This is a genomic window from Yoonia litorea, from assembly GCF_900114675.1.
Lineage (GTDB): Bacteria > Pseudomonadota > Alphaproteobacteria > Rhodobacterales > Rhodobacteraceae > Yoonia > Yoonia litorea.
This window is the reverse complement of record NZ_FOZM01000001.1, coordinates 133137-156017: the sequence shown is the minus strand read 5'-3', so window position 1 is coordinate 156017 and position 22881 is coordinate 133137. Positions and strand designations below refer to the sequence as shown.

Sequence of the window (22881 nt, the reverse complement as noted above, 5' to 3'; positions counted from 1 at the left end):
GCGACCCGCCTAATAAAAATTTCATTGTTTGCTACGTTTCGTTCGATTTATAAGAACGATATGCCTGAAATGAATTACAATCATCTCCGCTATTTTTGGGCCGTGGCCCATGACGGCAACCTCACGCGGACCGCTCAGCGGATGAACTTGTCCCAATCGGCCTTGTCTGTTCAAATCCGCAAGCTTGAAGAGCGTCTGGGCCATGCCTTGTTTGAGCGACGCGGCAGACAGCTAGTACTGACAGAAGCTGGCCGGATCGCATTGGACTATGCTGACACCATATTTGAGGCGGGCAAAGACTTGCTGGGAACGCTGCGACAAGAGGGTCGCGTCAAGCAGGTCTTGCGTGTCGGTGCCTTGGCGACACTCTCGCGGAACTTCCAGCTGGAGTTCTTGCGGCCATTGCTTGGCAACCACGAATTGGAACTTGTCCTGAGATCCGGGACCTTGCCAGAGCTTTTGCAGGGCCTTGAAACGCTGGGACTTGATGTCGTTCTGACCAATGTGGTCCCGTCTCACGACGCGCTTTCGACATTCACGACGCATGCGATATCGGATCAGGCCGTCAGCCTGATTGGCAAGCCTGATCTATTGCCCGCGACCGCTTCGCTTGAGGACCTTCTGTCAGAGCAGGCAATCGTGGTTCCGACGCAAGACAGCCCTGTTCGTATCGGCTTTGACCGGCTTTGCAGTCGCTTCGACATCATCCCCAACCTCGCTGCCGAGGTGGATGACATCGCTATGATGCGTCTGCTGGCGCGAGAAGGTGTCGGTCTGGCGGTCTTGCCACCAATCGCCGTTCAGGACGAACTGCGTAACGGTGTTCTGGTCGAGGCCAACCATGAGATGGGAATTGTCGAGAGCTTTCATGCGGTGACAATCGCGCGAAAATTCCCAAACCCGCTCCTTGCCCCGCTGCTTGAGCATCACCTCTAGGATGGCTTGTCCATGGCGCCTGCGACGGCCATGATTTCTTTGCCAAGCTCGCGAAACTGATCTGCAAGAGGGTTGGTTCGTCGCCAGATCAGTCCTACCGTCCGCTCGGGCTGTGGTTCGGGAAACCGGCCAGCCGTAACAGGTGCGTTGCGCGTTTCGACAGTGACGGCCATTTCAGGGATCAAGGTCACACCAATCCCCGCCCCGACCATCTGCACAAGGGTCGAGAGCGAACTTCCATCAAGACCATCGCGCCGTGCCGAAGTTTTGAGGTTGCAAAATGCAAAAGCCTGATCGCGAAAGCAGTGCCCCTGTTCAAGCATGAGCAGGCGCATTTCGTGCAGATTTTCAGGGGTCGGCACCGGCTTCTGACGCTCTTTGACATGACGAACCAGCATGAGCTTTTCCACAAACAGAGGCATTTCGGCAATCATGGCAACATCGATCGGCAGGGCAACAATCGCTGCATCAATGCGACCATCAGTCAGTTCCTCGATCAATCGTTCTGTCAGCGTTTCCCGGACATCAAGCGAGACTTGCGGGTGACTGTTACGCAATGCGCCGATCAAAGACGGCAACAGGTACGGCGCAATGGTCGGAATGACGCCAAGCCTGAGCCGACCGGCAAAGCCACTTTGCGCCGCGCGCGCCAATTCACTTAATTCATCGACGTTCCTGAGGATTTCTCGTACGCGTTCCAGCCATGTTTCGCCGAAAGAGGTCAGCCGCAACGATCTTGCACTACGCTCGAACAAGGCGACACCCAGACTTTGCTCCAACTCCTTGATCTGCACTGACAATGCCGGTTGCGATATCGCGCAAGCATCAGCGGCATGACCGAAGTGCCGGAAGCGGCTTAACGCTTCAAAGTATCTCAACTGCCGTAATGTGAAGTTTGCCATAAGCAAAGGTTATTACTGCAATCAAAAAAAGCAACTTAAACCAATCGAAATGCAATGTTAGAACCTTTCCAAATTGGCGAAGGACGCCATTTTAAGTTCACAAGAAAAATTCAACATCGGAGAGAGTAATGGACGGATCGAACACTGGGAAATGTCCTGTGATGCACGGTGAGGGTGTCAACGGCACACAACGGCTTCGTACCAATGATGATTGGTGGCCAAACCAATTGAACCTGAAAATCCTTCACCAGCATTCATCAGCGTCCAATCCGATGGGGCCAGACTTCAATTATGCAGAGGAATTCAAGAAGCTCGATCTTCAGGCTTTGAAAAAAGACCTGCACGCATTGATGACTGACAGCCAGCACTGGTGGCCAGCGGACTACGGTCACTATGGCGGCCTGTTCATTCGTCTGGCCTGGCATGCTGCTGGCACGTATCGCACGGCCGACGGACGCGGTGGTGCAGGTGGCGGACAACAGCGTTTTGCTCCACTCAACAGCTGGCCGGATAACGGCAACCTCGACAAGGCCCGCCGTCTGCTTTGGCCAATCAAACAAAAGTATGGCAACCAGATTTCATGGGCCGACCTTTTCGTCCTTTGTGGCAACGTCGCGATGGAGTCGATGGGACTAAAGATGTTCGGTTTTGCCGGTGGTCGCGCCGATATGTGGGAACCGGAAGAGGACGTCTACTGGGGCCGTGAAGATGAATGGCTTGCGACCTCTGAACATGAGCAGGCGCGTTATTCGAACGACCGCGAACTCGAAGATCCTCTGGCCGCAGTCCAGATGGGACTGATTTATGTGAACCCCGAAGGTCCGGATGGCAATCCCGATCCGCTGGCCTCGGCGCATGATATCCGCGAAACTTTCGCGCGCATGGCGATGAACGACTATGAGACAGTCGCACTCACTGCCGGTGGTCACACATTTGGCAAGACACATGGTGCAGGTCCGGTCGAACATGTTGGCCCTGAGCCGGAAGGTGCACCCATGGAAAACATGGGCTTTGGCTGGATGTCGACACACAAGTCCGGCAAAGGCCGCGATGCCATCACGTCCGGTCTTGAAGGTGCCTGGACACCAAACCCGACCCAATGGGACATGGGCTATTTCGATGTGCTGTTCAAATATGACTGGGTCCTGACCAAGAGCCCAGCCGGAGCGCATCAGTGGACGCCAAAGGACCTCAAAGAAGAGGATATGGCACCGGACCCAGAGGACCCCTCCAAGAAAGTGCCGATCATCATGTCCACAGCCGACATGGCGATGAAACTAGACCCTACTTATGAGAAGATTTCGCGCCACTTCCATGAGAACCCCGAAGAGTTTGCCGATGCCTATGCACGCGCCTGGTTCAAACTCACGCACCGCGACATGGGGCCAAAGGCGCTGTACCTCGGGAACGAGGTGCCTGAAGAAGATCTGTTGTGGCAGGACCCAATTCCAGCAGTCGACCACGAGTTGGTGGACCCCGCTGACATCGACGATCTGAAAGCCAAGATCCTCGGATCGGGATTGTCGCTGTCCGAGCTTGTCTCGGCTGCGTGGGCCTCGGCATCGACGTTCCGCGGGTCTGACAAGCGCGGCGGCGCCAATGGCGCTCGCGTGCGCCTTGCCCCGCAGAAGGACTGGCCCGTCAACGAGCCGGATACCCTCGCCAAGGTTCTGAGCACCCTTGAAGGTATCCAGTCGGACTTCAATGCTGCACAAAGTGGTAACAAGAAAGTCTCTTTGGCCGACCTTATCGTACTTGGCGGTTCGGCAGCGGTTGAGAAAGCCGCAAAGAACGCCGGGTTTGACGAACCGGTGCATTTCACGCCGGGCCGAACAGATGCGACTGAGGAGCAGACCGACGCGGAAAGCTTTGAACCTCTTGAGCCGGAAGCTGACGGTTTCCGCAACTACCTCAAGAAAGAGTTCTCTGTCCCCGCAGAAGCGCTTCTGGTCGATCGTGCACAGTTGCTGACCCTGTCGGCGCCTGAGATGACAGTTCTGGTCGGTGGCCTGCGCGCATTGGGTGCAAACACGGGTGGGAGTGCACACGGTGTATTCGGCGACACGGGAGAGGCTTTGAAAAATGACTTCTTCCTCGGCCTCGTCGATATGAGTGTCGAATGGAAACCGACTGATGATGCAAACGTCTTTGAAGCCCGCGATCGCGCCACCGGTGATGTCCGCTGGACCGGCACCCGCGTTGATCTGATCTTCGGATCAAACTCGCAGCTGCGCGCATTGACAGAAGTCTATGCACAGCAGGACGGTCAAGAGAAGTTTGTCAGTGACTTCATCGCCGCCTGGACAAAGGTCATGGAACTCGACCGGTTCGATCTCAAGTAGGTTCGGATCACAAGACGATCATTGGCGCACCCCTCAGGCGAGGGGTGCGTTTTTTATTCGGCAGGTGCCAGTGCAGGCGCACCGCTGAAACGCTTTGCACGTTTTTCGCCAAGCATCAGCATTGCAGGTGTCACCAGAAGCGTCAGGACTGTCGCGAAAATGAGGCCACCGGCAATCGCGCTTGAAAGCTCCGTCCACCACTGTGTCGATGGCGCACCGTAGACGATTGTCCGTTCGAAGAAGTCAATATTGAGCCCGATCACCATCGGCATCAGCCCAAGAGCGGTCGTCACCGATGTCAGGACAACCGGACGGAAGCGCAATGCTCCTGTGCGCAGAGCGGCTTCCAACGATGACAGCCCCCTGCCCTTCATCTCGTTAAACGTGTCAATCAGGACGATATTATTGTTCACGACAATGCCGGCAAGAGCGATGACCCCGATACCGCCCATGACAACGCCGAACGGTCGCCCAGTAATCATAAGACCCAATAGCACCCCTGCGATTGAGAAGATGATTGCCGACATCACGATACCGGCCTGCCAGAAGCTGTTGAACTGTGTCAGCAGGATGAGGAACATCAGACCGATTGCGGATATGAACGCGCCGACAAGGAAGATCATCGCGTCTGCCTGATCCTCAGCTTCGCCGCCAAAAGCAACTTCGATGCTGGCAGGGAGGTCCAATGCATCAATTGCTGCTTGCAAGGCGATCGTCTGGTCATTGGCAAGCACATCAGGGGCGACGTCTGCGGAGATTGTAATCGCTCGCTGCTGGTCAATCCGCGTGATGATGCCGCTACGCGGTGCGGGATTGAACGAAACAAAGTTCGAGATAGGGACAAGGCCGCTGCTGGTCGGCACGCGCAGGCTTTCCAACTCGGCCAGTGTTCTGTCGCCTGCGGGGAAACGCACGACGATATCGACCTCACCGTCACCATCATCAGGCCGGTAATCGGCAACTGTGATGCCGTTTGTCAGCAATTGCACCGCTTGCCCGAGAAGGGCGACATTTGCACCGCTGCGCGCTGCCTCTGATCGGTCAACTGTGATTTGCCATTCCACACCAGGATTGGGCCGCGTGTCGACAACATCGATAAAGCCACCGATCCGCTCCATCTCGGACAGAATTGCTTCGACCGCTGCGGTCTGTTCGGCTGGGTTGTTTCCCAACACATCAAGGTTGATGGGTTTGCCGCCACCCGGCCCGCCTTGCGAGGTCTGAACTTGAACATCGATGCCGGGGATGAGCGCCATATCAGCGCGGATATCTTCCGCGATCTCGACCACCGGACGGCGTGTGTCCCACTCAGTCAGCTCAAGTTGCAGCGCACCGATCACGTCACCGCTTTCGTTTGATCCACCGGTACGGGCGTAAATGCTCGCGATCTCGTCATATGCGGCAAGCCGTTCCTCGACCTGGCGGACGAGTGCATCCTGTTCATAAACCGAGAAGTTGTCTTTCGCGCGCACTTCCACCTGCGCATAGTCCGGCTCGACTTCCGGAAAGAACGTCAATCCGTTGCCAAGATTGCCGTAGGCGACAAACGATCCCACCAAGGCAGCGACGGCCAGTGACAGTGTTGTCCAGGGCCTCAGGATCGACCATTCCAGCACACGCACGTAGGCACCCATGAACCCGGTCATCTTGCGCGGGTCGCCCTTTTCGGCGGCATAGAGTTGCGCCTTTGCCTTTGCGGACTGAGCCTGACGCTTGCCGATCAGACCGCCCACGACGGGAATGAAGACCAGCGCCATAAAGAGGGAGGCCGCAAGGGTGAATATCACTGTGATCGGCAGGAATTTCATAAACTCGCCGACGACACCCGACCAGAACAGCAGCGGAAAGAAGACGCACAACGTGGTGGCGGTCGACGCAATGATCGGCCAGGACATGCGCTTTGCCGCAGCAGCATAAGCCTCTTTCGGGGATTTGCCTTCATGCAGATAGCGGTCGGCCAACTCGACAGTGACAATCGCACCATCGACCAGCATCCCAACGACCAGAATGAGCGAGAACAGGACCACGATATTCATCGTGTAGCCCATGAAATAAAGACCGGCGACACCTGTCAGGAAAGCACCCGGGATCGCCAGACCCACGAGCAATGATGACCGCAGACCGAGGGCATAGACCACAACAATCATCACCAGGATAATCGCCGCGATTACATTGGCCTCAAGATCGGACAGCATTGATTTGACGGTTTCGCTTTCATCAAGCGTATAGCGGATTTGCACGCTCTCCGGCCATTCCTGCTGGGCCGTTTCGATAACAGCGCGAACCTCTTCAACAGTCTCGATGATGTTGGCCCCGACACGCTTCTTGATTTCGAGGGCTAGCGCGGGCTGGCCATCAATACGTGCAAATCCCGTGGGATCGACAAAAGTCCGCCGGATCGTGGCCACATCCGCAAAGGTGACGACGGTTTGGCCGCGCACCAGGACCGGTAGCTCCATGACATCTTCGAGGTCTTCAATCAGGCCTGGCACTTTGAGAACGACGCGACCTGCCTCGCTTTCGATTGCACCGGCGGCGATCAATTGGTTGTTGGCTGTAATGGAGTTGATCAGCTCGTCGAAGGTAATGTTGTAGGTTTCGAACACTGTCGGATCGATCAGAACCTCAAGCAATTCAGTCCGCTTGCCACCGACATCGACCTCAAGGACACCGCCGAGCGATTCAATATCATCCTGCAGGTCTTCTGCCAGCGCATTAAGTGTGCGCTCAGGAACGGGGCCCGAGAGAATGGCTGTCAGGATCGGGAACAGCGCTGTATTGATCTCTGTCACAATGACCGTCGCGTCAGATGGCAGTTCGCCTTCAACCTTGTCTGCGGCTTCGCGAACATCGTCCAAGGCGGTATCTGCATCAAATCCCGGCTCAAATTCGAGTTGCACGCTCGCGCGCCCTTCGCTGGCCGTCGTTTTCATCTCTCTCAATCCGGTGAGAGAGGCAAATTCAGCCTCCATCGGCTTGCCAAGCACATCTTCGGCGTCCTGCGGAGAAATGCCATCGACCGAAGCCGAAACATAAGCCACAGGTATTGGGATCTCGGGGTTGCTCTCCTTGGGGATTGCCATGTAGGCGACCGACCCCACGGCAAGCAGGAACACAAAAAGCAGCTGCGCCACCTTACTGCGATTGAATGCGGCATCGATCAGCGTATTCATTGGCCGGCCTCTGCGGTCATATCACTGCCTGCGTATTGCGGATTCACTCGATCGCCCGCGCTGACGAAGCCCTGACCGACGGTAATAATATCGGCCGTCTCGGGCAGACCAGTGATCCAGATACCATCTGTCTGCGCCCTGACAATCGCCACATCGGAGAACACAACACGATTGTCGGCATCCACAGTTTTGACGCCTAACTCGCCATTGGTACCAAGGGACAGGATTGCTGGCGAAATGAAGTGCCCACGTGCCTCGCCCGTCGGCAGGATCACACGCGCGCTCAAACCCGCAGGCATGCGGCTTTGCGGATTGTCGACGGTCACTTCGACGCGGAATGTCCGGGTCTGCTGATCAGCATTGCCGCCGATGAAGCTGACTTGTCCGACGCGCTCCTCGCCGGTGATGAACTGGACCTGTGCTGCTTGTCCGGTCTCGATCCGCGACAGAGCCTGCTGTGGCACCTGAATGACCACTGTCAAAGGATCGTTGTCGAGTACTTCGGCCACGATATCTCCAGCGTCGACAAACTCACCTTCATCCAAGGTAAGATCATTGAGACGACCGGCGAAAGGTGCGCGAATGATGGCGTTCTCAAGCTGTTCTTGCGCGGCGGTCAATGCGGCCTGAGCAGCGGCCTCGCCTGCACGTGCGCGCGAAACGCGATCTTCTGTCGCGACGCCCCGCTCCTGCAACGCCAAGGCGTTTTCCAAGTCGCGACGTGCCTGTTCAAGCTGGGTGCTTGCTTGTGTCACCTGTGCGGCAAACGTGTCAGAGGCGATCCGACCGAGTTCCTGGCCTGCCTCGACGAAATCACCGCGCGACGCATTGACGGACACCACTTGCCCCGCAGCCTCTGACTGAACACGCGCGAGCCTGTCAGGCTCTGATTGACCTTCGGCACTCAGCACCAGCTGAACGTCCTGCGCCTGTGAGGGTGTAACTGCAACGCTGATCGCGTCTGCTGTGATCGGGTCCGGTTCAGATGAAGCTTCTTCAGCGGTTGGTGCAACGAAGCCACTGCCCATCCACCCGATAAGAAGAAGCACAAGCAGTGCGGCGATCCACTTTGACCGGCCGGCGCCGCGGTCACTGTCAAATGAAAGCTTTCCTGTCAAATCAGGGGTCGTCTCGCCGCTCATAATACTGGTCCTTAAAATGCAAATCATCGACAAAACTGTCGCTGTTAGCGGGTAACTATGCCTCGCTGGCGCCATTTACTAGAGAATTGGCACGTTTTTTGACGGTAGGCGGTTTGCGCAGTTACAGTTGCCGGAGCTGATTTTTCTTGAGAATACCGATCAACATAACTTTTGTTTCCTGACGGTGCGCGCGGTGCACCGCATGCGCGGTTTCGGCGTCACCTGCCCGAATAGCCTCAAGGACCCGCCAATGATCATCGTTGGATTTGACCGGAAGCGGCCGCAGGTAAAGAGTGATCCGTCGGGCGCGCCGAACCTGATCGACAATCTGCTCGGTGACCCTGACGAGCCGCTGATTGCCACTTAGCGCCACCAAAGCCGCATGAAATGCATCATCTGCACGAGCCCATGCGATCAGGTCTTCGTCAGCAAGCGCGTGATCCATGTCGGCAATTGCCTGCGTTAGCGGTGAAAGCGCCATTTCATCCGGCTGGCGCGCAGCCGCCCCGGCCGCAGCGGCGCTTTCCAGCACTGTCAGCAACTCGTAAATTTCTTCCATGTCTTTCACAGAAATCGGAAGAACCCGCATCCCCCGACGAGGTTGAACGGTCACGAGCCCTTGCTGCTGCAAAAGCATCATCGCCTCCCTCACCGGCGTGCGAGACATGCCCAGACGCGCCGCAAGCTCACCCTCAAGATGATTGGAACCGGGTGCAAGATCACCAGCGAAAATCAATTCGCGAAGCTCGAAGGTCGCGGTTTCAGTCGCCGTCATTGCCTGAGCACCGTCTGTCATGCCAGTGCGACCCTGCATCCGCTTTCTGCGGATGCGTAAATCGCCGCTTCAATCTCAAGGACGCGCAGATACGTCTGTGCCCCGTTCTCAGGTTGGCGATCGGCTTCCAGCGCCATCACCACATGGTGTTGCAAGGCAAAGGTGCAATCACCCCCAAAGCCGTCAAACGTATTCGGCTCAAGAAGCATATCCTCCTGAAACGCACCGAATTTGCGGAAATGGACAGCACCGTCACCGGTCAATGACAACGCCCCATCTGTGCCCTCAATCAACGCCTCGCCCATCGTCCGGCGGGTGTTATCGGCTGCATGATCAAGGTTGCGGTTCGCATCAAGAACTGCACGGACACCGCGCTTGTGCGTGAAAATCACAAAGCCAGCATCCTCACCCGCAATCACAGGATTCACTTGCCGCAAATCTGCAAACACATGAGTGGGGTCACCGAACAAATAGCGGAAGACATCCACAAAATGCACACCCGTCTCGTGTATCAGGAACCGCGGCATTTCTCTGAAGTATGGTTGCCTTGAGAGATAGGCATCTTCGCCCTGCCCGTCCCCGGGCCGCAACCGAAAGGTGGCTTGAAGAACGTCCCCAATGAGCCCGCCATCGATTGATTGTTTTATTGCGCGGTACCATGGTTGAAATCGGAAATTCTCGTGGATGATCAGCTGCACACCTGCATGCTCTGACGCACTTACCATCGCACGGGCATCTTGCAGATCTGCCCCGAAAGGTTTTTGGCAGATGATCGTCTTGCAACCCGCATTGATCGCGTTATCCACAGCGGCGCGGTGTCCCGACGGTGGCAACACAATATCAAGGAGATCAGGTTTGGTTTCCGCAAGCATCGACTGCAGGTCGTCAAAAGCCGGTGCACCTTGACTGGCCTGCCGCGCCTTCACGATGTCCAGATCACAGACCCCAACCAAAGAGACCTGCGGGATACGCTGCCAACCGTCGATATGAAACTGACTAAAGTATCCTGCACCGACGCAAGCAACGCGAAGCAATGTCATTGCAGTGCACTTTCGATTGCAGATGCCACATCGGCCGTCGAGGCCTGCCCACCAAAGTCGGGTGTCGCCACTTCGCCCAATACGCTCACATCTTCGACGGCAGCCCGAAGTCTCATGGCATCAGCAAGCATTTCTGGATTCTCATGTGTCGTTGCGAGCCATTCGAGCATCATTGCTGCCGAGAGGATCATGGCCGTCGGATTGGCTTTTCCGAGGCCAGCTATGTCGGGCGCAGAGCCGTGACAGGGCTGAAAGACTGCGTGCTGCGAACCAATGTCAGCAGAGGGGGCCACACCCAATCCGCCCATCAGGCCCGCGCCAAGATCTGACAGAATATCGCCGAACATGTTTTCGGTGACCAGAACGTCAAACTCCCATGGCTTTTGGACCATCCAGAGCGCGGTCGCATCGACATAGGCATGGTCGCTCTTAATGCCTGGAAATTCCGCTGCCACCTCATCAAAAATCTGACGGAAAAAAGCAAATGCGCGAAACACGTTTGCTTTGTCGACACAGGTCACGCGCCCGACCCCTTCGCCGCGCGCTTTGCGTTGCGCTGCCAGTTCGAAGGCAAACCGGAAAAGGGCCTCGCTGGTCTTGCGCGTGATCACAAGCGTTTCGCGCGCTTCATCTTCACTGACTTTCCCTTTGCCTTGCGAGTAGAACAATCCTTCCGTGCTTTCCCTGATAAGGACAAAGTCGATCACTTTCCCCTCCGGCAGTTTGATTGGCGATAGATGCCCTTTCGCGACCCTGACTGGTCTGACACCAGCGAATAGCCCGAACTCTTTGCGGAGCGTAATCTGCGGTGAAATCTCGGTGCCGTCAGGATAGCGCACGTCAGGAAGACCCATGGCTGAGAGAAGGATCGCATCGCACTGCGCTGCAGTCGCGAGGCTTTCCTCGGGAAGGCTTTGACCGGTGCGGGCATAGTGTGCGGCACCAGCCGGTAGATGACGAAACGTGAGTGAGTAGTCTGAATGCTTTGTCAGTTGATTCAATATCTTGATGGTCGGCGCCATGATCTCAGGACCGATCCCATCACCCTCAAACACTGCAACGTCAAAGTCTTTTTGCATCGCAACTTTCCTCGCTGACTTCATCACTATAATGTATACATTAATGAATGCGTTAAATACAACATGAGTTAAGGTTTGTTCATCGAATGGTACTCATCCAAGCTCGGACAGGGAGGCGATCAACATGATTGCGGTATGTGTGACGCTAGAAATCAAGTCTGGCAGTATGGATAATTTCATGCCTCTCTTGCGGGCAAACGCCTCAACGTCGCTCGCACTGGAACGCGAATGCCATCGGTTTGACATCGCTACCGATAGCGAGCGGCCCGAATCTGTTTTTCTGTACGAGCTTTACACCGACAGATCAGCGTTTGAGGCACATTTGGCTAGCGCGCATTTTCTCGAATTTGACCGCGCGTCAGCTGACATGGTCGCCAAGAAAGACGTCACAATCTGGGGAAAGGTTGAGGAATGAAGCAATGGCAAGTTCACGCGATCAAATACGCCGACCGAAACGCGCGCACCCGCGCTGACAGCTTTATCTTTGACGACGATCACGGTGCGGCCCACGGCATGGATTACTTTATGTGGCTGCTCCGCTGTGAGGATGATGTCATCCTTGTCGACACTGGCTATGACAGCGCTGAAGCGGTGCGGCGCGACAGACCCATCAGATTGAATCCTGTCGAAGCTCTGGCCCCGTTCGGTCTCTCTCCAACCGATATAACCAAGGTTATCGTGACCCACCTGCACTACGATCACGCAGGCGGACTACATCTGTTTCCGAATGCAACACTGCATCTGCAAGCAGCCGAGATGGCTTTCGCGACCGGGCCATGCATGTGCCACGACACACTGCGTATGCCGTATTCCGCAGACCACGTGTGTGAGGCGATCAAACGGCTCTATGCTGGCAAGGTTGCCTTCTACGACGGCGACGCCGAAGTCGCAGAGGGTGTCACCGTGCATGCCATAGGAGGACATTCGCGCGGTTTGCAGTGCGTCCGGGTTTTGACCAGCGCAGGATGGCTCGTGCTGGCATCAGACGCTGCGCATTTCTACGAAAACTTTGAAAAGCGCAAACCTTTCCCGATTGTCGTCGATGTTGAGGCGATGCTTAAGGGATTTGAAACGCTCTACAGGCTGACATCATCGCCTGAATTGATCATCCCTGGGCACGACCCCCTTGTGCAAAGCTATTTTCCAAGTGACCTCGCACCTCACATCACGCGCCTGGACAGAGGGCGCAGTAAGTAGCCACGCACGAGCGTCCGGAGCAGAAGAAGACATTCGCGCGCATATCAGCGGTCGCCCGATCTGTCCAAACTGCGATTGGTTTTTTGCGGCGCTGCGTTCTGGACATTCATTTGCATTGACGTTGCAATGCAATCTGACGCGCAATCGCAATGAAACTGGCTCCATCTACCTATGGACGAACCTGAAATCCTGCCCTCCGGCACCGACGGTATCTTGGTCCGCTTCGCACGGCGCCTGTCGGATGACGCGAATGCCCAAGCGCTTGCATTCAAGGACCGGGTTGCCGCTGCCGGTGTCGAAGGCGTGACCGAGGTTGCATCGTCGCTTGTGTCGGTCCGGGTCGGTTTTGATCCCGAAAGAACCACCAGAGAAAAAATCACAAGTTCAGTCAGGAGCCTCCTGTCAGAGAAGTCGCCACTTGATACGGCTGAAAAACGTCTCTGGCGCATTCCCGTTGCTTTTGGACCTGATCATGCACCTCAGCTTGCCGAGGCAGCTGAGCTGGCTGGCGTCTCATCAGACGTCGCTATCAGGGAAATCTGCGACGCAAGGCTTCGCGTCATTGCGATCGGTTTCGCACCAGGGCAACCATATCTGGGTATGCTGCCGGAGCACTGGAATATTGCACGACAGACAGAGCTGACCGAAGGGCTTCCTAGAGGTGCTTTGATCACCGCTGTGCAACAACTGATCCTTTGGGCGGCGGATGCTCCGACGGGGTGGCGTCACATCGGACAGACGGCCTTTGAGGTCTATCGACCGGATGCTGATGCACCGTTTGCGTTCTCGCCTGGCGATAAAGTCAGGTTCGAGGCGGTCAGCGATAGCACAATGAATGACTTGCTTGCCAACAGTGGTCCCGATGGAGGCGCTACGCTTGAGGTGCTGGACTAGTGCCGAACCTTTCCATCATAGACGCTGGTCCGGGATTGACGGTTCAGGATCTGGGTCGCCCCGGATGGAAGGCATGCGGACTTTCGACGGGTGGTGCAGCAGACCGTCTGGCGCTCTTTGAGGCGGCGGCCCTGCTTGGCACATCAGCCGATGCGGCAGTCATCGAGATGATGGGCTACGGTGGCAATTTCAGAGCGGACGATGACACGCGCTTTGTTGTGACTGGCGCAGAGATGGCGGCCTCGCTTGGCGGTGAGGCGGTTTTGCCCAATACCGTTTACGTACTGCCTGCGGGCGAAATGCTGACGATCCGAGGGGCCAAGAAAGGTGTCTACGGTTATCTCGCTGTTGCCGGTGGCATTCAAACGGAACCGGTCATGGACAGCCGCGCCACTCATCTGACAGCCGCGATTGGTCGAAGGCTTCAGGGTGGCGACGTTCTTCCTATCGGAGCTGATCAAAGCAAGGTCGCACCATTCACGCATCTGCAGACAGAAGATCGGTTTTCTGGCGGGGTCATCCGCGTGATGGCCGGCCCACAGACCGACTTCTTCGCGCGCGCCACAATTGAACAATTTGCAAATACGGATTTTCTTCGCAGCCAACGCGGCAACCGTCAGGGTGTCCGGTTGAGCTATGAAGGCGACGCATTTGCTGTCGATGGCGGGTTGAACCTCGTCTCAGATCTGATCGTACCGGGCGATATTCAGATTGCAGGGTCGGGCGTGCCTTACATCCTTCTTGCAGAGTGCCAGACCATCGGGGGATACCCGCGGATCGGAAGCGTCATCCCTGAAGATCTGCCAAGGATCGCACAGGCTACGACCGGCACGCACTTCCGGTTCAGGTTCATCGACATCGCTGACGCCGATGCGACGGCCATTTCGGACACAGTTTTGCTGCGTCGGCTTTCCGCCGCCTGTAAGCCGCGCATCCGCGACCCCCATGACATTGCCGACTTGGCCAGCTACCAATTGATCAGCGGCACGACGGCAGGCGACGACCTCGAAGGAGTATAGGATGGCCCAATCTGTTGATCTGAACGCTGACATGGGCGAGGGCTTCGGTAGGTGGCGCATGGGGGACGATGCTGCCCTTCTGGAGATCGTTACCTCAGCCAACATCGCGTGTGGCTTTCATGCGGGCGATCCCGATGTGATGCACGCAACCATGAGCAACGCAGTCGCGCATGACGTAGGTATCGGGGCACACCCGGGTTTTGACGATCTGAAGGGCTTTGGTCGCAGAAAACTTCCTTTGCCGCACTCAGAGATAGCGAATGCGGTCGTTTATCAATTGGGGGCCGCTCAAGCCATGGCGCGACGTGCAGGCGGCCATGTCAGACACCTGAAACTCCACGGGGCTTTGTCCAACATGGCAGCTGTTGACCATGATCTGGCGAAGGCGTGCTACTCAGCCGCCCTCGCAGTCGATCCCGATCTGGTCATCATGGTGCTTGCCGCCACTGCGATGCAGGACGTTGTGGAAGACCTCGGTTGCCGCTGGGCTGGCGAAATTTTCGCAGATCGGGCCTACAACGACGATGCAACGTTGGTGGACCGCAGTTTGCCCGGCGCTGTGATCCATGATGCTCAGGTAGCAGGCCCACGCATTGCGCAGATGCTGAAGGCTGGGGCAATCATCTCCGAAAGTGGCAAGCATATCCCATGCCAGATTGATACCATCTGTTTACATGGGGATACGCCGGGAGCCGTTAAGATGGCGAGGGGCGTTCGGACGCACCTTGAAGCCGAAGGTATTCGCATTGCAAAACTCTAGCGAGGGATGATGGAACTCAACGCAGACTTCACGAAACGTGTGCTTGTGCATGCGGACGAATTGCGATGGACTGCCTCTCCGGTTCCCGGTGTAGAGCGCAGGATGCTCGATCGCATCGGCGATGAAATCGCGCGTGCAACATCAATCGTTCGCTACGCCCCTGAAAGCCGATTTTCTGCACACACGCATGACGGTGGCGAGGAATTCATTGTTCTAGAAGGGGTCTTTCAAGATGAACACGGCGACTACCCCGCTGGAACCTATGTGAGAAATCCACCCACGACATCGCACACACCCGGCGCAGAGAACGGCTGCACGATCTTTGTCAAACTCTGGCAGTTCGACCCGGAGGACCGCACGCAGTTTCGGCGTGATCTTGCAGATGGTCTCCTCCCCGAGGCCGATGGCGTGCAATACTCCCTTCTTCACGAGGATGCCCGCGAAACTGTCAGGTTCTTTCGACTTGAAGCCGGAGCTCAGGTGCAAGATTTGTCTGCGGGAGGCGCGGAAATGTTGATCATTGGCGGAGAAGCTGAGGAGAGTGGCGACACCTTGCGCAAGCACAGTTGGCTGCGTTTGCCTGTTGGACACGCTTTAAACTTGGTCGCGGGTCCGCAGGGCGCTGATATCTGGATAAAAACAGGGCATCTTCCTTTTGCTAAAGCGCCTGCAGTCTAAACATCAAGCGCGAAATCCTTCGGGAATCCTATCCACGCCATCAAGCAATAAATCCGCCAAGACCTCACCCACTTTGGGGGCCATGCCAAATCCGATCTTGAATCCCCCGTTTGCTATGAATTCGCCATCTTTTTGAGGGTGTGCTCCAAGCACTGGTGCGCGGCTCTTACTGCGGGGCCTGACGCCGGCCCAACGGGCAATCACTGGCGCATCAGACAAGATGGGGAAGATATCTCTCACCCGCGCAATGACATCTTCAAGCTGGGAATCTGTTGCGGTAGGTGATGCAAACTCACGCTCGGATGTCGATCCGACCGCCACTGTTCCATCAAGATGCGGGATGATGTGAAGCGCTTCCGCAAAGAGTTGGGGCTTGCCTGAAGCGTCGAAGTCCAAGAGTGCCGCCTGCCCTTTCACGCCATTGCCTCCAACCTCTTTCATGCCGTCCCAACCCGTCGCCCAAACGACTTTTCCTTCGCATGCTGCGTCTGTCGTTATTTCTGCGCCCAGCGCCATGACAGCTTTTGCCAAGGTCCTCGTCGCGCGCCGTGGCTGTATCAACGCCGAAAGCGTATCACGCACAACAAGGCCGGTGGCAGATGGCGGTATCCAATCCTCATCGCTTGTGGGGACAACCTGCCAGACGGCCCGTCCTTGCCACAGCTCTTTTGCGCCCTCGGCCCTTGCTCTCGCTAGTGCAACTGCTCTTTCATCGGCAAGCGGTTGGAGCCGCCCGGACCGCAGATATCCAGTGTCGTCTCCTGCGAGGCGGCCCACTTCTGCCCAAAATGCTTCGGCCATGATTAGGCTTTCAAACTGGAAAGCTTTCTTGTCGTTCCAGTTTTCTGGCACATGCGGGGCCAAGGCGCCGACCAAACCACCGCTCGCGCCGGCAGCGACACCATGAGGGTCAATCACACGCACGACTGCGCCGCGCCGTGCGCAGGCATAGGCGACGGAAAGACCAAAAACTCCGGCCCCCAACACCGTGATATCTGCCGTTGCCATTCTCTTTCCTTCCGCCCAAAGATGAAACAGACTTAAGGCAGGCGGGTATGACAGACCAGAGAGCAACGATCGACTGGCGCGACGGCGTTCCGATTGCACGCAATTTCGATGATCCATACTACTCTCTGGACAATGGTCTGGCAGAGACGCGACACGTGTTCCTGAACGGCAACGACCTGCCCGCGCGTTTTGCCGGTGGCTTTCACATTGCCGAGCTCGGTTTCGGCACTGGTCTGAATTTTCTTGTGTCTTGGCACGCGTGGGAGACGTCAGGAGCAGACGGGCATCTGACATTTACCTCTTTCGAAGCCTTCCCAATGCGTGAGGCTGAAATGGCAAAGGCGCTGGCTCATTTCCCGGAAATTGCGCCCTATGCTGATCGGCTATTGCTTAACTGGCCGGCACTGGCAGAACCGGGTGCCCTATCCGAGAATGTGACCCTAAACGTCGTCACAGGAGATGCGCGCGAAACTGTGCCTGCATGGCGCGGCGAAGCAGATGCGTGGTACCTTGACGGGTTTTCTCCGGCGAAGAACCCTGAACTTTGGGAACCTCAACTGATGCAAGCGGTCTTTGCACACACAAAAGCAGGCGGGACGGCTGCAACCTACAGCGCTGCAGGCCATGTCAGGCGCGCACTTGAACACGCAGGCTACGATGTCACCCGCAGCGCAGGGTTTGGCCGCAAACGCCACATGACAACCGCCAGGCGACCCGATGCAGAATAACCAGCGCCTAGGCATCCTGTTGATGACGGCAACGACCTTTGTCTTTGCGGTGCAGGACGGGATTTCGCGGCATCTTGCCGAGAACTACAACGTCCTGATGATCGTGATGATCCGCTACTGGTTTTTTGCAGCATTCGTGATCGCGATCGCAAAACGCCAAGCTGGGTCTATTCGCGCTGCTGCCGCGACCTCACAACCGCTGTTGCAAATCACCCGCGGCACTTTGCTGGCCTTGGAAATTTGTGTGATGGTCAGTGCCTTCGTCCTGTTGGGCCTTGTTGAAAGCCATGCGATCTTTGCGTGCTATCCGCTGTTGATTGCCGCGCTTTCCGGACCTGTCTTGGGTGAAAAGGTTGGCTGGCGCCGCTGGGTCGCCATCGGAATCGGCTTTGTGGGTGTTCTGGTCATCCTACAGCCGGGTTTGGCGGTTTTCGCCCCTGCTGCCATTGTACCGCTTGTTTCGGCGTTGATGTTCGCACTCTATGGTCTTTTGACACGCTATGCTGCGCGCAAGGACACCACAGCGACCTCCTTTTTCTGGACGGGGGTCTCTGGCGCTGTCGTGATGACAGCCATCGGCGCTTGGTACTGGGAGCCAATGACAGCCAGAGATTGGGGGTGGATGGCTGCCCTTTGCGTCACGGGTGCTTCGGGCCACTGGCTCCTGATCAAGACCTACGAGGTGGCAGAGGCTAACGCCGTCCAACCTTTCGCATACCTGCAATTGGTCTTCGCAAGTGCTATTGGCATCCTTCTGATGGGTGAGACACTGCGCCCGAATGTGGCGCTTGGCGCGGCAATTATCGTGGGCGCAGGTATCTTTACGCTGCTACGCTCGCGCAAAGCCGCCTAGTTGTCGGCGCGTGCTGTCGGTCGAACCTGAGTGATATTTTCTTCCAAAGACGCTGGCCTCGCGATGGGGCGCAAGACGGGCTTCTCCCCCAGAAGCAACCGCGTGAATTGCACGGAGCCGGTTTGTCCACTCAGGCGCGCCTGATAGATCGGCAAGCTTTCAGTTACCCGCATGACGTAATTTCGTGTTTCGCGGAAAGGGATGTGTTCGATCCAGTCGATCACGTCCATTTCGCGCAATCGCGGATCGCCACGTTCTGCCATCCAGGTTTTCGGACGGCTTGGGCCAGCATTGTAGCCAGCAGCGATCATCACGGGGGTCGGACCAAATTCCTCGGTGAGGTAGGCAAGGTAGGCTGACCCAATACGGGCGTTATACTGCCAGTCAGCGGTCAGGCGCGACCGCGAATAAGGCAGACCCAAATTCCCGGCGACCTCTTCTGCGGTGCGTGGCATAACCTGCATCAGCCCCAAAGCGCCCACCGGACTACCGATCGTCGTATTGAACTCGCTTTCGCGGCGCGCGATCGACAATGCCAGTGCAGGATCAACCGGCAAATCCATCTCAGCCAGATCGTGAATCGGAAAATAGATCGTCGGTATCAGAATGCCCCGTGTGACAGCAGTCTTCGCCAAAAGCAGGGTGTAATACTCCTCGTCAATCTCACTGAGGTATGCGCCAAGCTGCCCGATGCTTTCGGCATCAAGCGTGCGACCCAAATGCGCGAAAAAGGTGACGGCGGCCCCTCTTTCGCCGCCCGCCAAGAGGATCAGCGCTGCTCGGACGATCTCGTCGTCAAAGACAGATGCGCCACGCCAGTCAATTTCGGCGCCTGCCAAAGCGGGATCAAGCGGGCGACCAATCTTTTCGGATGCGAGTAGGCCATAGAAGCCAGTCTGGTGATCTGCTGCAGCACGATACGCTCTGACAGCCTCATCCAGATTTCCTTTGGTTTCATAGGTGCGCCCGAGCCAATAATGCATGCGTCCCAGCGAAATAGGGCTGTTTGATGCAGCAAGCGCCGCTTCAAAATGCTGCCGCGCCGCGTCGGGATCACCAAGATACGTCAGGGCAATATAGCCCGCCAACCATTCCAGATCAGTAAAGCTGGTACCGTCTTGCAGAAAATGCTGAGATGCGAGGCGATAGGCCTGCGTGGCCCTGCCTTCGCGCATTTCCCAACGCGCCAGCACGCGTCGCCATCCTGACCATCTGAAAGGCTCACCCATAGCCTCTGCGCTCGTGGACCGTTCCAGTAACATCGCAACGGCTTCGCTCCATTCGCCGCGTCCAGCAAGCCATGAGTATCGGTCATACGCGAAGCCAGCCGTTTGTCGCAAAGCTTCCGGCACCTTGCCGACCCGCTCAACAAGATCGCCGGCGCGTGTCACGTAGCCAATCCTTGCTTCGGTCAGCGCCCGAAGGTCATCGCCAAGCAGGGGCAACATACGCTGCGTTTCTGGCACCCGTGACCGCCAGAGCAATTCATCGACGCGGGCACCGTGCCAAGGCTCCAAGAGCGTGCCGAAAGCCTGTACCATGGCATCGTGGCCGCTTTCCGACAGGCGGAGATTGATCCACGCCTCGCGAAGAACGGCACGTGCCGCATCATCATTACCCATGGCGAAATACGCCTGCGCCAGCCTTGCAGCCCCTTCACCGGTCCGCGGCTTGTCGTCAGCAAACCATGCGATAACGTCTGCGGCATTCTGCGCCTCGCCTATCGCGCGCTCAGAGGCGGCACGGATCTGACTGTGTCCTGGCCAATCTGGCTTCGCCGCGAGAAACGCCTGATATTCGGCAAATGGCGCGTCACCGGCTCTGAGTCGGAGCCAATCAAGAACATCTCGGGTGATGGGGTCAGCGCTCGCCGCGCGTTCATAGGCCACGTCCCAGCCGTCATCGGCAGCCGAAATCGCTGCGATGCTACTTTGTGAAACTGTCTGTGCCCCTGCGGCTGTCGACACGACAAAGCCGAGGACAAAAAGTCCGAAGATTCTCATAGCCTGCTCATATTTGGTTTGCCTCTCAAGGTAGCGGGACGGGTCCGAGTAGCAACTCACAATCCTGTCGGTCGGCGGAATCCTGACTGAAACCGGACAAAGACAGGGGCTTGTAGGATTTGCGTTTGCGCCCTAGTGTCCGCGCGATTTTCAAATGGCCGATTGGGGCCAGCAACACAAAGGAAGCGTGCCATGTTCAAGGGATCTCTCCCCGCTCTCGTCACGCCGTTTACGAACGGCCAAGTCGATGTTGCCGCGCTCAAAAAACTTGTGAACTGGCATATCGAGCAAGGCAGCCACGGGCTTGTACCTGTTGGCACGACCGGCGAAAGCCCGACCTTGAGCCATGAAGAGCACGACCTCGTGGTCGAAACTGTGATTGCTGAAGCGAACGGTCGCATTCCGGTCATTGCGGGCGCTGGTTCAAACAACACCGCTGAGACGGTGCGACTGGTGAGCGCTGCAAAGGCTGCTGGTGCCGACGCTGCACTGGTTGTGACGCCATACTACAACAAGCCTACCCAGCGTGGCTTGATTGCGCATTTCACGGCGGCGGCCGACTGTGGATTGCCGATCATTATTTACAATATCCCGCCGCGTTCAGTCATTGATATGACGCCAGACACGATGGCGGAGCTTGCAAAACACGAAATGATTGTCGGTGTGAAGGATGCAACAGCGGACCTGTCCCGCGTGCCGGCGACACGACAACGTTGCGGTACCGATTTTGTCCAGCTGTCCGGAGAAGACGCCACCGCACTCGGATTCAACGCGCATGGCGGTCAAGGGTGTATCTCTGTCACCGCCAACATCGCGCCGAAGCTGCTTGCCGCGTTTCAGGAAACGACGCTGTCAGGCGACTTTGCATCCGCACTGACCCAGCTCGACCGGCTGATGCCATTGCACGAAGCGGTCTTTACAGAACCGGGCGTCGCAGGTGCCAAGTATGGTCTGTCACTCTTGGGGCTTTGCAGCGATGAGGTCCGGTCACCCCTGACCCCGCTCACCGACGCGACCAAGGAAAAAATTCGCCTCGCAATGGTCCACGCGGGTCTCCTGAACTAATCAATTGCAAAAAGGGCGGGACTGCTCCGCCCTTTTTCAAGTGCCGCCGGGTTCAATCGGACTGAACCACGCGTTGTTCAGCCGCCACAGTCCGAACGCTAGCGGGATCGCTGCAAGCCCGCCGACCACATAGGCCAGCGGCTGGTCGTAGAAGCTCTCGAACATTTGTGTATAGGCATGGATACCGGCAAAGGTCATTGCTGCGTTAAAGAGCCCACGCTGGTTTTTGAACGCGGCAAACGCAATGATTGCCCCGAGCGCCAGAGCCCAGCCGATTGCAAAAGCGCCTTCTCCGATCACAAGCGCGCGCGCTTCAAACGCTTCGACAGCCTGCCGGTAAGCGGCCCAATCGCCTTCGAAAGCACTGCGATCTGCCCTCGGGCCCCAGATATGACTGCCCACCACGTCACCCCAGAGACTGCCAACCAACGCGCAGAGGTTTGCCACAAGGAATGCCATCACCATCAGCACGCCAGCTTGTCGTCTGACCAGCGCAGCCGAGCCGTTCATCCACCACAGACACAGGACGATCAAGACCGCCATCTGCAAGATCGACAGCGTTGGTTCTGGCGAATAGAAGACATAGGCCGCATGAAAATAGTATGTGCCTGTATCCAGCATCTGGGCGAAGGGAACGATTGAAAGAGCCGTCAAGAAGCGCTGATCAAGGAGCAAGCCCAGTCCGATGAGAAGAAGCGTGGCGTAAAGATTGACGATCGGCATGGGCCAGCCTGACAGTTCAAACTGATCTGCTGCCAGATAAAGACCGACAATGTGCATCACCATTCCCATGAGCAGTGCCGCGCCATAGGCAAACCGAAGCTGGGCGTGACCCGCGACAAAGTGCCAGAAGAAAATGGCGGAAATGCCTGCACCTAGCAGCAACAGCCATGGACCCGAGGTCTCACGCATTTGATTTGCAATCTCAAAGCCGCTTCCTGCTATGAGCATGCCCGCACCGATCAGTGCGCTCGCGTTCCCGAGCATGCGGTAAACGCTGTCTGTGAAACTCAAAATCGTCAGACCACTGACAAGGAAAAGCCCACCGCAAAGTGCGACCGCCATTGGTGTCCGCAAAAACAAGACAAGACCAAGGGTTGCTGCGATAATCCCGCCAATCAGCAGCACATTGACGCAAAGCGCAATCATAGCGCTTCTTGCGCGTGCTTTGATCTCAGCGGCCTGGCTTTCGGTGATGATCCCGTCGGCTGTCAGCCGTTGCGTGTCAGCGACATAATACACTCGCTGCTCTCCTCTCCATCTCTTTCCCGAGCGGCATGAACAGTG

20 protein-coding genes are annotated in these 22881 nt (G+C 56.8%); 11 read left to right on the top strand and 9 right to left on the bottom strand.

Annotated features, from left to right (window positions below):
- Positions 1 to 60 precede the first annotated feature (60 nt).
- Complete coding sequence (locus tag BM316_RS00840) at positions 61 to 936, top strand: LysR family transcriptional regulator (RefSeq protein ID WP_090202770.1); 876 nt, start codon at positions 61 to 63, stop codon at positions 934 to 936.
- On the opposite strand, the gene BM316_RS00835 is transcribed toward BM316_RS00840, so the two are convergent.
- On the bottom strand, positions 933 to 1838 hold the full coding sequence (locus BM316_RS00835; protein ID WP_090202767.1) for a hydrogen peroxide-inducible genes activator: 906 nt from the start codon (positions 1836 to 1838) through the stop codon (positions 933 to 935). The two genes, BM316_RS00840 and BM316_RS00835, sit on opposite strands and share 4 nt — an antisense overlap.
- Before the next feature lie 128 nt (positions 1839 to 1966).
- Here BM316_RS00835 and katG point away from each other — a divergent pair, with 128 nt between their 5' ends.
- Positions 1967 to 4180 carry a catalase/peroxidase HPI gene (gene katG / locus BM316_RS00830; RefSeq protein WP_090202764.1) on the top strand — a complete coding sequence of 738 codons (2214 nt, stop codon included), beginning with the start codon at positions 1967 to 1969 and terminating at the stop codon, positions 4178 to 4180.
- Positions 4181 to 4233: 53 nt separating this feature from the next.
- Here the strand turns inward: katG and BM316_RS00825 are convergent, their stop codons facing one another.
- The 5 genes from BM316_RS00825 to BM316_RS00805 form a co-directional block, all read right to left on the bottom strand.
- The gene (locus tag BM316_RS00825) at positions 4234 to 7353 is read right to left on the bottom strand and encodes an efflux RND transporter permease subunit (RefSeq protein ID WP_090202762.1); all 3120 of its coding nucleotides are present in this window, start codon (positions 7351 to 7353) and stop codon (positions 4234 to 4236) included.
- Positions 7350 to 8495: an efflux RND transporter periplasmic adaptor subunit gene (locus tag BM316_RS00820; protein ID WP_090202759.1), complete on the bottom strand. Its 1146-nt coding sequence runs from the start codon at positions 8493 to 8495 to the stop codon at positions 7350 to 7352. Before BM316_RS00820 ends, BM316_RS00825 begins: the two co-directional genes overlap by 4 nt.
- A 121-nt stretch (positions 8496 to 8616) precedes the next feature.
- Positions 8617 to 9291: a GntR family transcriptional regulator gene (locus BM316_RS00815; protein WP_090207308.1), complete on the bottom strand. Its 675-nt coding sequence runs from the start codon at positions 9289 to 9291 to the stop codon at positions 8617 to 8619.
- Positions 9288 to 10310 carry a Gfo/Idh/MocA family protein gene (locus BM316_RS00810; protein ID WP_090202756.1) on the bottom strand — a complete coding sequence of 341 codons (1023 nt, stop codon included), beginning with the start codon at positions 10308 to 10310 and terminating at the stop codon, positions 9288 to 9290. Before BM316_RS00810 ends, BM316_RS00815 begins: the two co-directional genes overlap by 4 nt.
- The gene (locus tag BM316_RS00805) at positions 10307 to 11389 is read right to left on the bottom strand and encodes an isocitrate/isopropylmalate dehydrogenase family protein (protein ID WP_090202753.1); all 1083 of its coding nucleotides are present in this window, start codon (positions 11387 to 11389) and stop codon (positions 10307 to 10309) included. Before BM316_RS00805 ends, BM316_RS00810 begins: the two co-directional genes overlap by 4 nt.
- A gap of 124 nt (positions 11390 to 11513) precedes the next feature.
- On the opposite strand from BM316_RS00805, the gene BM316_RS00800 reads away from it, so the two are divergent.
- The 6 genes from BM316_RS00800 (at position 11514) to BM316_RS00775 (ending at position 15937) form a co-directional block, all read left to right on the top strand.
- Positions 11514 to 11804, top strand: a complete 291-nt coding sequence (locus tag BM316_RS00800; protein ID WP_090202750.1) for a putative quinol monooxygenase — start codon at positions 11514 to 11516, stop codon at positions 11802 to 11804.
- Positions 11801 to 12586 (top strand): N-acyl homoserine lactonase family protein, encoded by a 786-nt coding sequence (locus tag BM316_RS00795; RefSeq protein WP_090202748.1) that lies wholly within the window; start codon positions 11801 to 11803, stop codon positions 12584 to 12586. The genes BM316_RS00800 and BM316_RS00795 overlap by 4 nt, the downstream gene beginning before the upstream one ends.
- Before the next feature lie 171 nt (positions 12587 to 12757).
- Positions 12758 to 13480: a 5-oxoprolinase subunit B family protein gene (locus BM316_RS00790; RefSeq protein ID WP_090202745.1), complete on the top strand. Its 723-nt coding sequence runs from the start codon at positions 12758 to 12760 to the stop codon at positions 13478 to 13480.
- A complete protein-coding gene (locus BM316_RS00785; protein WP_090202742.1) occupies positions 13480 to 14499 on the top strand; it encodes a 5-oxoprolinase subunit C family protein in 1020 nt (339 codons plus the stop codon). The genes BM316_RS00790 and BM316_RS00785 overlap by 1 nt, the downstream gene beginning before the upstream one ends.
- Before the next feature lies 1 nt (position 14500).
- Positions 14501 to 15259 (top strand): LamB/YcsF family protein, encoded by a 759-nt coding sequence (locus BM316_RS00780; RefSeq protein WP_090202740.1) that lies wholly within the window; start codon positions 14501 to 14503, stop codon positions 15257 to 15259.
- A gap of 9 nt (positions 15260 to 15268) precedes the next feature.
- A complete protein-coding gene (locus BM316_RS00775) occupies positions 15269 to 15937 on the top strand; it encodes a cupin domain-containing protein (RefSeq protein ID WP_090207305.1) in 669 nt (222 codons plus the stop codon).
- A 3-nt stretch (positions 15938 to 15940) separates the two neighbouring features.
- Here the strand turns inward: BM316_RS00775 and BM316_RS00770 are convergent, their stop codons facing one another.
- On the bottom strand, positions 15941 to 16945 hold the full coding sequence (locus BM316_RS00770) for an NAD(P)/FAD-dependent oxidoreductase (RefSeq protein WP_090202737.1): 1005 nt from the start codon (positions 16943 to 16945) through the stop codon (positions 15941 to 15943).
- Between the two features lie 47 nt (positions 16946 to 16992).
- Here BM316_RS00770 and mnmC2 point away from each other — a divergent pair, with 47 nt between their 5' ends.
- Both mnmC2 and BM316_RS00760 read left to right on the top strand, forming a co-directional pair.
- Entirely contained in the window at positions 16993 to 17673 is a 681-nt protein-coding gene (gene mnmC2, locus BM316_RS00765) for a tRNA (5-methylaminomethyl-2-thiouridine)(34)-methyltransferase MnmC2 (RefSeq protein ID WP_090202735.1), read from the top strand.
- On the top strand, positions 17663 to 18526 hold the full coding sequence (locus BM316_RS00760) for a DMT family transporter (RefSeq protein ID WP_090202732.1): 864 nt from the start codon (positions 17663 to 17665) through the stop codon (positions 18524 to 18526). The genes mnmC2 and BM316_RS00760 overlap by 11 nt, the downstream gene beginning before the upstream one ends.
- Here the strand turns inward: BM316_RS00760 and BM316_RS00755 are convergent.
- Positions 18523 to 20529, bottom strand: a complete 2007-nt coding sequence (locus BM316_RS00755; protein ID WP_090202729.1) for a transglycosylase SLT domain-containing protein — start codon at positions 20527 to 20529, stop codon at positions 18523 to 18525. The genes BM316_RS00760 and BM316_RS00755 overlap by 4 nt on opposite strands.
- A gap of 192 nt (positions 20530 to 20721) precedes the next feature.
- On the opposite strand from BM316_RS00755, the gene dapA reads away from it, so the two are divergent.
- Complete coding sequence (dapA, locus tag BM316_RS00750; RefSeq protein ID WP_090202726.1) at positions 20722 to 21594, top strand: 4-hydroxy-tetrahydrodipicolinate synthase; 873 nt, start codon at positions 20722 to 20724, stop codon at positions 21592 to 21594.
- Positions 21595 to 21630: 36 nt separating this feature from the next.
- Here dapA and BM316_RS00745 read toward each other — a convergent pair whose 3' ends face one another.
- Positions 21631 to 22836 carry a hypothetical protein gene (locus BM316_RS00745; protein ID WP_090202723.1) on the bottom strand — a complete coding sequence of 402 codons (1206 nt, stop codon included), beginning with the start codon at positions 22834 to 22836 and terminating at the stop codon, positions 21631 to 21633.
- Positions 22837 to 22881: the final 45 nt, after the last annotated feature.